Source organism: Serratia sp. JSRIV006 (assembly GCF_019968685.1).
GTDB lineage: Bacteria > Pseudomonadota > Gammaproteobacteria > Enterobacterales > Enterobacteriaceae > Chania > Chania fonticola_B.
Genome location: NZ_CP074137.1, coordinates 1,922,045 through 1,937,178, shown reverse-complemented (window position 1 = coordinate 1,937,178; position 15,134 = coordinate 1,922,045). Strand labels below are relative to the sequence as shown.

General features: G+C 56.9%; 13 protein-coding genes. 3 read left to right on the top strand and 10 right to left on the bottom strand.

What is annotated here, in order from left to right; translation table 11 throughout:
• Positions 1 to 121 precede the first annotated feature (121 nt).
• From galS to KGP16_RS08995, 4 genes are all read right to left on the bottom strand, one after another.
• Positions 122 to 1,159, bottom strand: coding sequence for an HTH-type transcriptional regulator GalS (gene galS, locus KGP16_RS09010; RefSeq protein WP_223501183.1), 1,038 nt, complete (start codon positions 1,157 to 1,159; stop codon positions 122 to 124).
• A 129-nt stretch (positions 1,160 to 1,288) separates the two neighbouring features.
• Positions 1,289 to 2,470, bottom strand: coding sequence for a DUF418 domain-containing protein YeiB (gene yeiB / locus KGP16_RS09005; RefSeq protein ID WP_094983263.1), 1,182 nt, complete (start codon positions 2,468 to 2,470; stop codon positions 1,289 to 1,291).
• A gap of 67 nt (positions 2,471 to 2,537) precedes the next feature.
• Positions 2,538 to 3,203: a GTP cyclohydrolase I FolE gene (gene folE, locus KGP16_RS09000; protein WP_218519613.1), complete on the bottom strand. Its 666-nt coding sequence runs from the start codon at positions 3,201 to 3,203 to the stop codon at positions 2,538 to 2,540.
• Between the two features lie 314 nt (positions 3,204 to 3,517).
• Positions 3,518 to 4,675 carry a YbfB/YjiJ family MFS transporter gene (locus KGP16_RS08995; protein ID WP_218519614.1) on the bottom strand — a complete coding sequence of 386 codons (1,158 nt, stop codon included), beginning with the start codon at positions 4,673 to 4,675 and terminating at the stop codon, positions 3,518 to 3,520.
• A 105-nt stretch (positions 4,676 to 4,780) separates the two neighbouring features.
• Here KGP16_RS08995 and KGP16_RS08990 point away from each other — a divergent pair, with 105 nt between their 5' ends.
• From KGP16_RS08990 to fghA, 3 genes are read left to right on the top strand one after another with little or no spacing between them, the layout of a single operon-like run.
• Positions 4,781 to 5,683: a LysR family transcriptional regulator gene (locus KGP16_RS08990; RefSeq protein ID WP_021805066.1), complete on the top strand. Its 903-nt coding sequence runs from the start codon at positions 4,781 to 4,783 to the stop codon at positions 5,681 to 5,683.
• A gap of 39 nt (positions 5,684 to 5,722) precedes the next feature.
• Entirely contained in the window at positions 5,723 to 6,847 is a 1,125-nt protein-coding gene (locus tag KGP16_RS08985) for an S-(hydroxymethyl)glutathione dehydrogenase/class III alcohol dehydrogenase (RefSeq protein ID WP_021805067.1), read from the top strand.
• A 15-nt stretch (positions 6,848 to 6,862) separates the two neighbouring features.
• The gene (gene fghA, locus KGP16_RS08980; RefSeq protein WP_115159877.1) at positions 6,863 to 7,705 is read left to right on the top strand and encodes an S-formylglutathione hydrolase; all 843 of its coding nucleotides are present in this window, start codon (positions 6,863 to 6,865) and stop codon (positions 7,703 to 7,705) included.
• Between the two features lie 183 nt (positions 7,706 to 7,888).
• On the opposite strand, the gene gsiD is transcribed toward fghA, so the two are convergent.
• From gsiD to KGP16_RS08950, 6 genes are all read right to left on the bottom strand, one after another.
• Positions 7,889 to 8,794 (bottom strand): glutathione ABC transporter permease GsiD, encoded by a 906-nt coding sequence (gsiD, locus tag KGP16_RS08975; RefSeq protein WP_024485755.1) that lies wholly within the window; start codon positions 8,792 to 8,794, stop codon positions 7,889 to 7,891.
• A 12-nt stretch (positions 8,795 to 8,806) separates the two neighbouring features.
• The gene (gsiC, locus tag KGP16_RS08970) at positions 8,807 to 9,727 is read right to left on the bottom strand and encodes a glutathione ABC transporter permease GsiC (protein WP_094982927.1); all 921 of its coding nucleotides are present in this window, start codon (positions 9,725 to 9,727) and stop codon (positions 8,807 to 8,809) included.
• 58 nt (positions 9,728 to 9,785) lie between these two features.
• The gene (gene gsiB / locus KGP16_RS08965; RefSeq protein WP_059200300.1) at positions 9,786 to 11,321 is read right to left on the bottom strand and encodes a glutathione ABC transporter substrate-binding protein GsiB; all 1,536 of its coding nucleotides are present in this window, start codon (positions 11,319 to 11,321) and stop codon (positions 9,786 to 9,788) included.
• A 25-nt stretch (positions 11,322 to 11,346) separates the two neighbouring features.
• Entirely contained in the window at positions 11,347 to 13,224 is a 1,878-nt protein-coding gene (locus tag KGP16_RS08960; RefSeq protein ID WP_223501182.1) for a dipeptide ABC transporter ATP-binding protein, read from the bottom strand.
• A 19-nt stretch (positions 13,225 to 13,243) separates the two neighbouring features.
• Positions 13,244 to 14,203 carry an isoaspartyl peptidase/L-asparaginase family protein gene (locus KGP16_RS08955; protein ID WP_059200298.1) on the bottom strand — a complete coding sequence of 320 codons (960 nt, stop codon included), beginning with the start codon at positions 14,201 to 14,203 and terminating at the stop codon, positions 13,244 to 13,246.
• 340 nt (positions 14,204 to 14,543) lie between these two features.
• Positions 14,544 to 15,080: a DUF924 family protein gene (locus KGP16_RS08950; protein ID WP_223501178.1), complete on the bottom strand. Its 537-nt coding sequence runs from the start codon at positions 15,078 to 15,080 to the stop codon at positions 14,544 to 14,546.
• Positions 15,081 to 15,134 lie beyond the last annotated feature (54 nt).

Here is a 15,134-nt window from a genome sequence, read left to right as displayed (position 1 = left end):
AGATTAAAAGCTTGGCTGGCAAGAGCCTTTGCGCTGGAAAACGACTAGAGCATAGACGGCACTATGTTAATAATCTGTGAATTTTCTCACAGATTGAAAACGGTTACACACTATTAAATGTTCAGAGAGTGACCGAAGCCTCACTTTGCCACGGCGCTACAGAATGGCGGCGTACCAGCGTCGGCATAAACAGGTGTGAAGCCTGAGGTTCAAGCTGCCCGGCAGCGCCCTTCAGCGCCAGCTCGGTAGCCAGCGTGGCCATTGAAACGATCGGATAACGGATGGTGGTCAGCTTGGGGCTGGTATAGCGGGCAATGGGGATATCATCAAACCCCACCAGCGAGAAATGCTGCGGCACTGTGATACCGTTTTCTTTCAGTACCGCCATCGCACCGGCTGCCATGGCGTCGTTATAGGCGAACACGGCGCTAAGGTGCAGGTTGCGACCCAGCAGTTCAACCATCGCTGCCTCACCCCCCTGCAGGTCCGGTGAACCATAGGCACGCCAGCTATCCGGTGGGGAAAAACCTGCCGCGGCCATCGCCTGGCTATAGCCTTGCTGGCGCAGCGGGCCGTCTTCGATGGGGTGATCGGAACCCAGGTAACCGATCCGTTGATGCCCCTGCGAGAGCAGCAAGCGCATGGCAACTTCAGCGCCAAACACATTGTTCAGGCCAACGCAGCGGTGCTCATGGCCCGTTACAATTCTGTTAATTAACACCATACCCGGGATCTGATCCATAAAGGCGATCAGTTCCGCGTCACCTAACGCTTTTGCATGAACAATCAAGGCATTGCAGCGTTGACGGATCAGCACCTCGATGGCATGGCGCTCTTTGTCCGCCTGATGATAACTGTTGCCGATCAGCAGGTATTTGTGGTTTTGCTGCGCCACTGTGTCTACCGCTTTCACTAACGCGCCGAAGAACGGATCGGAGACATCCATCACCACCACGCCCAGCGTTTCACTGCTCTGGGTAGCCAATGCCTGCGCGTTGGCGTTTGGCCGATAACCCAGTTCCGCCACGGCCTTCAGCACCTGTTCGCGGGTCTCTTTGCTGGTCAGGGTACTGTTGTTCAGCACTCGCGAGACGGTAGCGACGGACACACCCGCACGCTTCGCCACATCGCGAATGGTGGTTGAATGCACAGAATTCATGAAACGTCCCGAGGTCGACAGAGTAGACAGTGGCGCTATCCTACCCCGTTTGTCATCCTCCTCAGCGTGAATTACGTCACAGGAAAGAAAACGTTTACATACAATTTTTTAACCTACCTGCGCCAGATCTCATTTTGTCGGCTGACGTAGACTTTCGCCCGCAGCAAGGGAAGTCAGCTTGCGCCATAGCCATTCCATCGGGCCCTGCGCGAAGTACCGCAGCCACAGTGTGGAAAACAGCAGGTTAGCCAACCACACCAAGGGAACGACCGCCAATAGCTGCAAACGGTCGAGCTGTTGATAGAGGCCAAAATGAAAGAACAGCGTGCTGCAAATCAGGGTTTGTAGCAGATAATTACTTAGCGCCATCCGCCCAACCTGGGTTAACCAGTGGCTGATACGCAGACGGGAAAGCGTTGGCCAAAAACCGTAGACCAGAGCCAGGTAGCCAATAGCCTGCAGCGGCGAGCCCAACTCACGCGGCACCTGCAGCAAAAAGCCACTCCAGCGATAATCCCAATTCAGCTGCCACTGCAGCAGCACACCGGGCAACTGGATCAGCAATGAAAGCGGTATCAGCCAGGCGGCCTGACGGCGGTAATAAGCAGGCGAATAGCTGTTACGCAGCCAACCGCTGCGCATCATGCCTGCACCAAACAGCATCAGCCCGGCCAGTTGCCAGCCATACTGCGCACCGATGGCTATCAGGCTGGAAGAGAGCAGATCCAGACGGCTGCGCCAGGCTTCCGGTCCGCCTTGCAGCTTCCAGAACTTCTCATACTGCAATTCGGCCACGCTCGGCTGCCAGAAACTGCCCGGCTCACCGTGAGAGATAAACCCTAGCAGCAACAACACCGCCACGCCGATCAGATACAACACCGCCCCTGTTTTCAACAGGGTGAAGGTATTCTGCGCGTCGCGGATCATCCTCCAGCACACCAGGCCGATCAGCCCGTAGGCCAGCAGGATGTCCCCATCCCATAAGAAAATGGCGTGCCCCAAGCCAATCAGGACCAGCCAGGATAACCGGGCACGGATCCAGACTTTGCCCCGCCGTAGCAGCAGTTGCAGACCGGCACCAAACAGCAGCGCGAACATGGCCAGGAACTTGACCTGAGCGAACAGATCCAACAGTGCCCAGGTCCAGACATCGCGTGTAGAGGGCATACCCAGATAGGCGGGGTTGAGATAGGCGGCTTTCGGCAGGCCAAACGCGCTGATATTCAGCAACAGAATGCCAAGGATGGCGATACCGCGTACGCAGTCCAGCGTAGCAATGCGTGGTAGCCGGGGAGTTTCGTTAGCGTTCATGTTCTTCCGCTGTATTTCTATCAGTAAAAAGGCGCCCACAGGCGCCTTCATCGTCATAGCTCAGCCATCAACCGTGATGGTGACGCACCGCACGCAGGAACTCCTGGCGCGTATTCTGGCTGGACTTGAACAACCCACCCAGCGACGTGGTGGTGGTAGCACTGGTAGCGTCACGAATACCGCGAGCCTTGACGCAGTAATGTACCGCATCGATCGATACCGCCACGTTGTTGGTGCCTAACAGCGTTTGCAACGCCACCAGGATCTGCTGAGTCAGCCGCTCCTGTACCTGTGGGCGACGGGCAAAGAACTGCACGATGCGGTTGATTTTCGACAGGCCAATCACCGAGTCTTTGGGAATATACGCCACGGTGGCTTTACCATCGATGGTGACAAAGTGATGTTCGCAGGTGCTGGTCAAGGTAATATCACGCACCGTCACCATTTCGTCCACTTTCATCTTGTTTTCGATGACGGTGATCTTCGGGAAGTTGGCGTAATCCAGGCCGGAGAAGATCTCATCGACATACATTTTCGCAATACGGTGTGGCGTTTCTGCCAGGCTGTCGTCGGACAGATCGAGGTTCAACAGCCGCATGATTTCCGTCATGTGCTCTTTGATACGGCGCTTGCGCGTCTCACGATCCAACACTTCCCCACATAGCGGGGTTTCCAGGCCACGCGCTTCAAGCGCCGCGTGCACCAGTGCAGCTTCATTACTTAACGATGTCATGGCGATGTATCTCCAGCAGGCGGCCCCGGCAATATCCCCGTGGTCTTTCAAATTGCAGCGTTGTTATCGGCTGTTGGTTACTCGCCCCGAGTGATGAGGAGCAGTATACAGCGCCCCTACAAATCCAGGGAAAGAGCTAACTGCAGCTTGAAAGACGACGGATAGATAACGTGAACCCGATCAATATTTTCCCCCACTCTAGATGAGAGTGAGACGTTTATCCAGTGATTGTGTTTCATCCTGGTATGAAAAATCCGCATCCAGCCCGTAGCAGGCTGGCTGCGGCTATCCCACATTTTTTGTATGTATTTTACTCAAGATAACGTTGGCTTGCTGGCCGTGGCCCGCGCCGGGGTATTGATCACGAGCACACCGGCGATCAGCAGCCCCAGCACCGCTACATACAGCGCGGGTTCCAGGCGATGCGTCAGCGCCGTTGAAACCGCCGAGAGCATCGGGCCCACCAACTGACCGATGGCATAACCCGTGGTCAACAGCCCGGCCATATAGCGTGCGTGATTCGGAGCCAACTCCCTACCGTGCTGGATAGATAGCTGGACTACACTGAGGAACCCACCGCCGGTTAGCATGGCCCCTAATGCCAGGCCGGTAACGCCCGGCACCACTTCGGCACAAAGTACGCCCAGTGCCTGTACCCACAGCGTGATTGCCAGGCGGGTCTGCGTGGTGAGCCGATGACGGGTTGCAATCCCGATGATAATCCCCAGCACCGCCGCACCGCCAAAAATCGGCCAGACAAACTGGGCGAACAGGCTATCAGGGAAACGGGCCGCCGCCATCTGTGACAGGAAGGTCGCAGGCAGGATATAGCCAAAGCCCGCCAGGCTGTAGCTCCACACCAAACGCTTCAATGCCGGGGTGAGCACTAACGGTTCAGGCTTCACATCGGGGCGATGCAACTCCCCTGCCCTTGGCAAGTTAATGCTGATCGCGGCAATTAACACCAACGCCAATGCGCCATACACCAGCCAGGCCTGCGAAGCGCTCAAGCCCCAGCTGTTGATCGCCACCGCCAGCATGCCGCTGATGAATATCCCGGCCCCAGGCCCGGCAAAGACCGCAGCACTTAACGCGGGACGGCCATAATGCGCCAACCGCTCGTTAGTCCAGGCCGCCACCAACACCATCGACCAACCGCTGGCCCAACCAATCGCAAAGCGCACTGCACCATGCAGCCACTCGCCCGACACCAAGGCAGACAGCAGCGTCAGCGCCACTGCTCCCCACACGCCAAGCCACAGACGGCGCTCCACATGGCGGCTGGCACGCATCGCATCATAGGCACCGCACAGGTAGCCCAGGTAGTTCAACGCCGCCACCAGCCCGGCCCCGGTCAGGGTGAACTGGTGCTCAGCAATCATCAACGGCACCTGCGGGGTAAAGGCAAACCGGCCAATCCCCATCGCCACGATCAAAGCAATAAAACCACTCAAGGCTATTTTTAGCGCCATCGCTGTATCCAACCTGTTAAAAGAAAGTTGCGGCTAGCATGCCGCAGTATTACACTCACAAAAACTGAATAATACTCATCAAGTTCATCACGAAAAGAGAAGGTTATGGATCTCACCCAACTGCGCATGTTCTGCTGCGTGGCCGAAACTGGCTCCGTCGCCCGTGCCGCCGAGCAATTGCACCGCGTGCCGTCAAACCTGACCACGCGCCTGCGTCAGCTCGAGCAGGAACTGGGCACCGATCTGTTTATCCGTGAGAAACAGCGTCTGCGCCTCTCGCCGATGGGCCATAATTTTCTCTGCTACGCCCACCGCATTCTGGCGCTCAGTGAAGAAGCCATGAGCATCACCCATGCCGGGGAACCGGCCGGTAACTTTGCGCTTGGCTCGATGGAAAGCACCGCCGCCACCCGGCTACCTACCTTGCTGGCAGCTTATCATCAGCGATTCCCGCAGGTTTCCCTTTCGCTGGCTACCGGCACCTCAGGAGAAATCATCGAGCGTGTACGCGCTGGTACCTTGGCTGCCGCCTTGGTAGATGGCCCGTTGCAACATGATGAACTGAACGGTTGCGTTGCTTTCCCCGAACGCATGGTGGTGATCACCTGCCTGGACCATCCGCCCATTCACAGCGCCCAGGATGTCAAAGGGGAAACCCTGTTTGCCTTCCGCGCCAGCTGCTCTTATCGCTTGCGCCTGGAGTCCTGGTTCAAGCGTGACGGTTCATTGCCAGGCACCATCATGGAGATCCAGTCTTATCACTCCATGCTGGCCTGTGTGGCCAGCGGTGCCGGGCTGGCGATGATCCCGTATTCGGTGCTCAACCTGCTGCCCGGCTACAAGCGGGTCAAAGTTCATGCACTCCCTGCCGACATTGCCGAAACCGCCACCTGGCTGTTATGGCGGCGTGATGCGTTTGGGCCAAACGTCCGCGCGTTAAAACAACTGATTATAGAACAGGCTGAAAGTTCGGAGGTGGATGCCGAGTCCATCCTCCTGACAGAGTAGCCAAAATCTGCACTACTAGAATTTAATGAGGAGAGAATCATGGAATTTATCAAAACCCGTGCTGCCGTAGCTTGGGGACCGAACCAGCCGCTGAAGATTGAAGAAGTCGATCTGATGCCGCCACAGAAAGGTGAAGTACTGGTGCGCATCGTCGCCACCGGCGTTTGCCATACCGATGCCTATACCCTGTCAGGCAAGGATCCGGAAGGCGTGTTCCCGGCGATTTTGGGCCACGAAGGCGGTGGTATAGTCGAAGCGATCGGCGAAGGCGTGACCAGCGTTGCCGTCGGCGACCACGTGATCCCGCTGTACACCCCAGAATGCGGCGAGTGCAAATTCTGTAAATCCGGCAAAACCAACCTGTGTCAGGCCATCCGCGCCACCCAGGGCAAGGGTCTGATGCCAGACGGCACCACCCGCTTCTTTAAAGACGGCAAGCCGATTTTCCACTACATGGGCACCTCCACCTTTGCTGAACGCACCGTAGTACCCGAAATCTCACTGGCAAAAATCAGCAAAGAAGCACCGTTGGAAGAAGTCTGTCTGCTTGGCTGTGGCGTCACCACCGGCATGGGTGCGGTGATCAACACCGCCAAGGTCAAGGCTGGCGATACCGTGGCTATCTTCGGCCTGGGCGGCATCGGGCTGTCGGCGATTATTGGCGCTCAGATGGCCGGTGCCAGCCGCATCATTGGCATCGATCTCAACACCAGCAAGTTCGATCTGGCTCGCAAGCTGGGCGCGACCGATCTGATCAATCCAAAAGATTACGATAAACCTATCCAGGACGTGATCGTCGAACTGACCGACGGCGGCGTCGACTTCTCCTTTGAATGTATCGGCAACGTCAACGTGATGCGTTCGGCGCTGGAGTGCTGCCACAAGGGCTGGGGTGAGTCGGTCATTATCGGCGTTGCCGGCGCCGGTGAAGAGATCGCGACCCGTCCGTTCCAACTGGTGACTGGCCGCGTCTGGCGCGGTTCTGCCTTTGGTGGCGTAAAAGGCCGCAGCCAACTGCCGGGGATCGTGCAGCGTTATCTGGACGGCGAATTCGCACTGAACGACTTTATCACTCATACCATGGGGCTGGAGCAGATCAACGAAGCGTTCGATCTGATGCATGAAGGCAAATCGATCCGTTCCGTGATCCATTTCGATAAATAAGCCAGGAGGCAGAGGATGACGATGTCATTAGAACTTCTCGAAGAGCACCGCATGTTCGGTGGTTGGCAACAACGTTACCGTCACGCGGCGCAGAGCCTGAATTGCAACATGACGTTCAGTATCTATCTGCCACCACCGCGCGACGATAACCCGCCGCCGGTGCTGTATTGGCTGTCGGGTCTGACCTGCAATGATGAAAACTTCACGTTGAAGGCCGGTGCCCAGCGCGTTGCCGCAGAATTAGGGTTGGTGCTGGTGATGGCGGATACCAGCCCGCGCGGCGATGAGGTGCCAAATGACGAAGGTTACGATCTGGGCCAGGGGGCGGGGTTTTACCTCAATGCCACTCAGGCACCTTGGGATCAACACTTTCGCATGTATGATTACATCAGCGATGAGCTGCCTGCGCTGATTAGGCAGCATTTCAGCGTCAGCGATCGGCAATCCATTGCGGGCCACTCGATGGGCGGCCATGGTGCGTTAATGATGGCAATGCGTAACCCGCAGCGTTTTCGTTCGGCATCGGCCTTTGCGCCGATCGTCAACCCTTGTCAGGTGCCTTGGGGTCGTAAAGCCTTTGCTGCCTATCTGGGGGATGACGAAACGCAGTGGCTGCAATATGACAGTTGCCATTTGCTGGCCAGCGGAGCGGAACCGCTGCCGATGTTGATCGATCAGGGAGATGGGGATCAATTTCTGGCAGATCAGCTGCAACCGGCCAAGCTGGCGGAGTTGGCACGCCAGCGTGACTGGCCGTTAACCCTGCGCATTCAGCCAGGTTACGACCACAGCTACTTCACCATCGCTACCTTTATCGAAGATCATCTGCGTTTTCACGCCGAGCATCTGTTTAAATAGTCGATATCCCCTCACCCTAACCCTCTCCCTCAAGGGAGAGGGGACCGATCGAGTGAGTTTGAAAATGCAGTGACGCACCTTGGATGAAGGAGTGATCGAATTTGCTGAGATAGCTTCTTTAACTTCCAAAAGAGCAGGGACTTTCAGCTCCCTCTCCCTGTGGGAGAGGGTTGGGGTGAGGGGTCATCCCTTCAGCTTCGGATCCAATGCATCACGTAGCCCATCGCCCAACAGGTTAAAGGCCAGCACGGTAAAAAAGATTGCCAGGCTGGGGAAGATCGCCACATGCGGAGCAATCACCATATCCGCCCGCGCTTCATTAAGCATCGCTCCCCATTCCGGCGTTGGCGGCTGCGCCCCCAATCCCAAGAACGACAGGCTGGCAGCGGTAATGATTGAAGTACCGATACGCATGGTGAAATAGACCACGATCGACGAGATGGTGCCCGGCAAGATATGCCGCAGGATGATGGTCCAGTCCGAAGCGCCAATGCTGCGCGCCGATTCAATGTAGGTCAGATGCTTCAGCACCAGAGTATTGCCACGCACCAGGCGCGCAAACGCCGGAATGCTGAAGATGGCCACGGCAACAATCACGTTCGCCATGCCACTGCCCATGATCGCCACCACGCCAATCGCCAGCAGAATACCGGGGAAGGCAAACAGCACGTCACTGATACGCATCACGATGCGATCCCACCAGCCTTCGTAATAGCCCGCCAAGAGCCCGAGCACCGTGCCAATCACGCTGCCAACCAGCACCGAGAACACCCCGGCGGCCAAAGAGATCCGCGCGCCCATCAGAATACGGCTGAAAATATCCCGGCCCAGCGAATCCACCCCGAGCCAGTGCACCAACGAAGGCCCTTCATTGAGCCGATCGTAATCAAAGAAGTTTTCCGCATCAAAAGGCACCAGATGCGGTGCCAGCAGCGCAGCGGCCACCAGCAGCAACACAAACACGCCAGCCACCATTGCGACCTGCTGGCGACGAAAGCGCCGCCAGAACTCATGCCAAGGCGTACGCACCGCGTTGGGATTAATCACCGGCATTGCCTTGAGCGCGGCATTACGTCGCCAATATTTCATCATACGGCCTGCCTATTGGTAACGAATCGAAGGGTTGATTGCCGCATACAGCATATCCACCAACAGATTAATCAGAATAAACTCCAGCGAGAACAGCAGCACTTCGGCCTGGATCACCGGGTAATCGCGCATTTCTACCGAATCCACCAGCAAGCGCCCCAACCCCGGCCAGTTAAACACCTTCTCGACCACGATCGAGCCACCCAACAGGAAACCAAACTGTAGGCCCATCATGGTGATCACCGGGATCATGGCGTTGCGTAGCCCGTGTTTGACGACCACCAGTGACTCCGGTACGCCCTTGGCACGGGCGGTGCGCATGTAATCTTCCTGCATCACCTCAACGAACGAGGCGCGGGTGAAGCGTGCCATCACCGCCGCTACCGCAGCGCCCAGCGTGATTGAAGGCAGGATGTAATGCTGCCAGGTATCCGCTCCAACCGTCGGCAACCAACCGAGATTGACCGAGAACACCTGCATCAGCAGCATCCCCAACGCAAAGGCCGGGAAAGAGATGCCCGAAACGGCCAGCGTCATCCCCAACCGGTCAGGCCAGCGGTTGCGCCATACGGCGGAAATCATGCCGATCGCCATGCCAAAAATCACCGCCCACACCATGCTGGCGATGGTCAGCCAGAAGGTTGGCATAAAGCGCGAAGCGATCTCTTCACTGACCGGGCGTTTGGACACCATCGACGTGCCGAAATCGCCCTGCAAAATATTGACAAAGAAATGCACAAACTGCTGTGGCAACGGCTTGTCCAGCCCCAGATCCTGGCGCACCAACTGTACGACGGCTTCGTCGGCCTCCGGCCCCGCGGCCAACCGCGCCGGATCGCCCGGCAGCATATGGACAAACAAGAACACCAGCACGGCCACGATCAGCAGCGTCGGGATCAGGCCCAGCAGACGTTTTAGAAAATAATTAAGCATTGCGCATAAATCCCCCTCACACCGCCCTTCCCGTCAGGGAAAGGGCGGCGCTCAGCCCTTATTTCAAATCCGCGTTATCAAAGTTGAACGAGGTGTCCGGCATCACGTAGAAACCGCTCAGCTGTTTGTTGTTGGCAGACAGCAGGCGCTCTGTCACCAGGAAAATCCATGGCGCATCGGCCCAAATGCGATCTTGGGCATCTTTGTATAGCGCCTGCTTCTGGGCACGATCGGTGGTGGCCAACGCTTCGGCCAGATCCTTGTCCACCTGCGGGTTGCTGTAGAACGCAGTGTTGAACTGCTTAGGCGGTGCGGATTGGGTGGCGAACAGCGGCGTCAGCGCCCAGTCGGCTTCCCCAGTTGAGGCAGACCAGCCGGTATAGAACATGCGCACACCGGTATCCTTCACGCCGACGCTCTCTACCTGCGCCGCACGCTGGCCCGCATCCATCGCGGTGACGGTGACTTTAACCCCAACCTGCGCCAGCTGCTGCTGAGCAAACTGCAACACTTTCTGCGCGGTACTGTGGTTATGGGATGACCACAACGTGGTAGTAAACCCGTTCGGATAGCCCGCTTCTTTCAGCAGCTCACGCGCCTTGGCCGGATCGTATGGCCAAGCGTTGTAGAGGGTGGCAAAATCAATGGCCGGAGGCACCGGGCCTTGCGCCGGAACGGCAAAGCCGGAGAACGCGACCTTAATCAGCGCGTCCTTGTTGATCGCATAGTTCAGCGCCTGGCGCACCTTCGGGTTATCGAACGGTTTCTGCGTCACGTTCATGCTGATGTAGCGTTGCAGGATCGACGGCGCGGCCACCAGATCCAGCTTGCTGTTTTTCTCCAGCACCTTGGCTTGCTCATAAGGGATTGGGAAGGCAAAGGTCGCTTCGCCGGTTTGCAGCATTGCCGCACGGGTGTTGTTATCCACTACCGGCCGCCAGGTGATGCTGTCCAGCTTCGGTAAGCCCGCTTTCCAGTAGCCGTCGAATTTCTTCACTTTCACATAGTCGGTCTGGTTCCAGGTTTCGAACTGGTAAGGGCCGGTGCCCACCGGATGGAAACCAATCTCCTTGCCATACTGCTTGAGGGCCGCCGGGGAAATCATCGCCGCCGCCGGGTGCGCCAGGTTGTTGATAAACGCCGAGAATGGCGCTTTCAGCACGATCTTGACCGTGGTGGGATCGACTACTTCGGTCTTATCGATCATCTTGAACAGGTTATAGCGTTTCAGGCGATTATCCGGGTTACTGGCACGATCCAGGTTAACCTTGACCGCTTCGGCGTTGAATGCGCTGCCGTCGTGGAATTTCACACCCGGCTGGAGCTTGATGGTGTAGGTCAGTCCGTCTTTGCTGACGTCATAACTGTCCGCCAATACGTTCACCAGCTTCATATCCTTATCAAAGCCAAACAGCCCCTGATAGAAGGATTTGGCGACCGCCTGCGACAAGGTGTCGTTGGCATCGTACGGGTCGAGCGTGGTGAAGTTGGACGCTACGGCAATCACCGCATCCTTGGCAGCCCAAGCCGGGCCAGCAGCGGCAGCCAGCAGTACGGCGGCCAAAACATTACGCTTGAATGTGTGCTTAGTCATATTGCTTAACTCTCCTGAGGCAAGGCTAAAAAGCACCGGCGATAGGGTGGCGGGCCACAAAGTGCCCTGGCCCTACCTGCACTAAAGGTGCGGTAACGGGTTCATCGTGCAGCCCACGGATCGGGCTGGGTATTTCATCCACCAGCAACGGCTGGCGTTTATGCGCATGGGTTGGATCGGCCACCGGCACGGCGGCCATCAGCTTACGGGTATAGGCGTGCTGCGGGTTTTCGAACACCGCACGGCGTGGGCCGATCTCCACAATCTGGCCCAGGTACATCACCGCGACGCGATGGCAGACGCGTTCCACTACTGCCATATCGTGGGAAATAAACAGAAATGCGATGCCCAATTCACGCTGTAAATCGAGCAGCAGATTGACAATTTGCGCCTGAATCGACACGTCCAGCGCGGAGACCGCCTCATCGGCAATTACCACTTTCGGATTGAGTGCCAGCGCGCGGGCAATGCAGATACGCTGGCGTTGGCCACCGGAGAACTCATGCGGATAACGCCGCGCATGTTCCGGCTTCAGCCCTACCCGCTCCAATAGCCAGGCGACCCTTTTTTCTGCCTCCGCCCCACGAGCGACATTGTGCACCAGCAACGGCTCCATGATGGAGAAACCAACGGTGAGCCGTGGATCCAGGGAAGCGTAAGGGTCTTGAAAGATAAACTGAATATCACGGCGTAAATGCTGTAAGGCGGAACCTTTCAAGCGGTTGATCTGTTGACCGTTGAAGGTAATGGTGCCGCATTGGCTGTCTACCAGCTTTAACAGTGAGCGGCCAGTGGTGGATTTACCACAGCCGGATTCGCCGACCAACCCCAGCGTTTCACCGGGATAGAGATCGAAGCTGATATTTTCCACCGCATGCACACGGCGCGTGACGCGGTTGAGAATACCGCTGCGCAGATCGAAGCGCGTAACCAGATTTTCTACCTGCAGGATCGGCGCAGCTCCTGCGGGTATGGTGTCTTGCGGCTGGTCGTTATCGTCAACGCCAGCCAACGGAAATTTTGCCGGGAAGTCTTTATCTGCCATCGCACCCAGCTGTGGCACGGCAGCCAACAAAGCTTGAGTGTAAGGCTGCTGAGGAGCGGCGAACAACGCCCGCACAGCCCCCTGTTCCACTTTTTCGCCTTGATGCATCACCAGAACCCGATCGGCAATCTCCGCCACCACGCCCATATCGTGGGTAATGAAGATCACCCCCATCTGCATTTCCTGCTGCAACACGCGGATCAGTTGCAGGATTTGCGCCTGAATGGTGACGTCCAGCGCGGTGGTAGGTTCATCGGCAATCAGCAGCGCCGGTTTACACGACAGCGCCATGGCAATCATCACCCGCTGGCGCATCCCGCCAGACAGTTGATGCGGATAGCGGCCAAGGACGTTTTTGGCCTCGGGAATGCGCACCAGATCGAGCATACGCAGCGCTTCACGTTTGGCGCTGCGGTGATCCATCCCCTGATGCAGACGCAAAGATTCGGCGATCTGCTCCCCCACCGGAAACACCGGGTTGAGCGAGGTCATCGGCTCTTGAAAAATCATCGCCATATCGGCGCCGCGCAAGGTTCGCAGGGTGCTCTGTTTCGCCTTGGCCAGATCGAGCACCTGGCCGTTACGCCGGCGAAATTGCATTGTGCCGCTGGTCAACTCACCGCCACCCTGCTCTACCAGACGCATCAACGCCAGTGAGGTGACCGACTTGCCGGAGCCGGACTCTCCAACGATCGCCAGCGTTTCGCCACGGTCGACGTCGAAGTCCAGATGACGCACCGCCTCAATGACGTCGCCTTCTTGACGAAATTGCACGCACAGATCGCTCACTGCCAGTACACGCTCGGGCGGTAAAATCAGCCCACGTTCTGCCTGTGGCTGGATGGCCGTATCGGTCATTTGCCCTCCCGGCAAGCGTTCAGCGGTAGATACCTACGGAAGGGGCATCGCCGACGTAGCCGAAACCGCGATACATTCCTTCACTGTTAAACGGCAGTGCGACGTTGCCAAAACGATCGATGGCGATCAGCCCGCCGCTGCCACCCAGCGCCAACAGCTTTTCCATCACCACTTTATCGCAGGCCTGTTGCAGGGTTAGACCGGCATATTCAATCAGTGCAGAAACGTCGTAGGCCGCGACGGTGCGCATAAAGATTTCGCCAGTACCGGTGCTGGAGACCGCTACCGTGGCGTTGTTGGCATAGCAACCAGCGCCAATAATCGGCGTATCGCCAATGCGCCCTGCCGCCTTATTGGTCATCCCGCCGGTTGAAGTGGCCGCAGCCAGGTTGCCCAGAGCATCCAGCGCTACCGCTCCCACGGTGCCAAATTTGCGATCGGGATCCAGTGGGTCGCCGCTGAGCGCCGCCGCGCCGTCGTGATCGAGCAACACCCGGCCCTGCTCTGCCTGAGCACGGTGCAGTTGGTCAAAACGTTCCTGGGTAAAGAAGAAATTGGGCTCGACCATTTCCAGGCCATGATTGGCTGCAAATCTTTCCGCCCCTTCGCCGCCAAACAGCACATGAGTGCTGTTTTCCAGCACCGCACGCGCGGCCAGTACCGGGTTGCGTATCCGGCTGACCCCGGCGACCGCCCCTGCGTCACAGGTATGGCCATCCATCACGCAGGCATCCAGCTCATGGGTACCCTGGTGGGTAAATACCGCGCCCTTGCCTGCGTTGAACAGCGGGCACTCCTCCAGCAGCCTGACTGCCTCCGTAACCGCGTCCAGTGCGCTGCCGCCTGCGGCCAAAATAGCCTGCCCGGCAGCCACAATGTCGGAAAGCGCCCGGATATAATCTTGTTCTTTCTCTGCACTCAATGCCGCACGGGTAATTGCGCCCGCACCACCATGAATGGCAATCACTGGTTTGCTCATTGACCTGACACCTGTTTCTATCCGCGGCAATTCAAGCAGGTACCGCATGAAAATGGAGAGAGAATTATTATTTCGTGTTTTTCGACTATATTTAGCCCGGCAATCGATGTAAAGCACAAACTGGTCGCCAAGCATTAAGCGTAGCCTGCTTAGACTGTTTTGTGCATAGAAAGAGCTAAACGTTATAAAAACAGTGGGTTATCTGGTTTTTTATTTATCGCTGACAGATTTAACCAGCCTATTGGCAGCAGCAGGAAATAGACCGGCTCGGCTCATGTTTAATAAGCGTTATCCCATGCCCCTTTCCGCTATTCCCCACTTACACGCCAATGAAAAATATTCAGAAACCCGAACCCGGTTGTTGCAGAAATTCCTGCTCCTCAAACGTAGATTCTCGGCCTAATATCTCGTTACGATGGGGATAACGTCCAAAACGATCGATTATGGCTTTATGACGTAATTCAAACTCCAACTGGTCACCATTATTTAATTGGCGAAACAGCTCCAACGCCTGCTGGTGGATCAAGGCGGATTCGGAATGCATAAACGGCAGATAGAGGAAGCCGCGCTGCTCAACCGTCAGGTTTTCACATAGCCCAGTGGCGATCGCTTCCTGAGCCAGCACCAGCGCCATTCCGTCACAAGCAAAGGAGCGTGGTGTGTTGCGGAACAGATTACGGCTGAACTGATCAAGCACGATGATTTCCGCCAGTCTGCCTTTGATGGTTGCACGCCAATGTGCCAGTTCCCCCTGGGACGCCGCCTGCCACAGCTGGCCAAAGCGGGTGTGCAGCAAACGGTCGAACTCATCGTCCTTCTTAAACCACATGGCTGGGTCGATCTCTTCGAACCAAAAATCCAGTACGTGCTGATGCATGGCTGTCTCCTGTTATTGATTTCAATGCGTTAACCTGGTTTCTCCACCACGGCG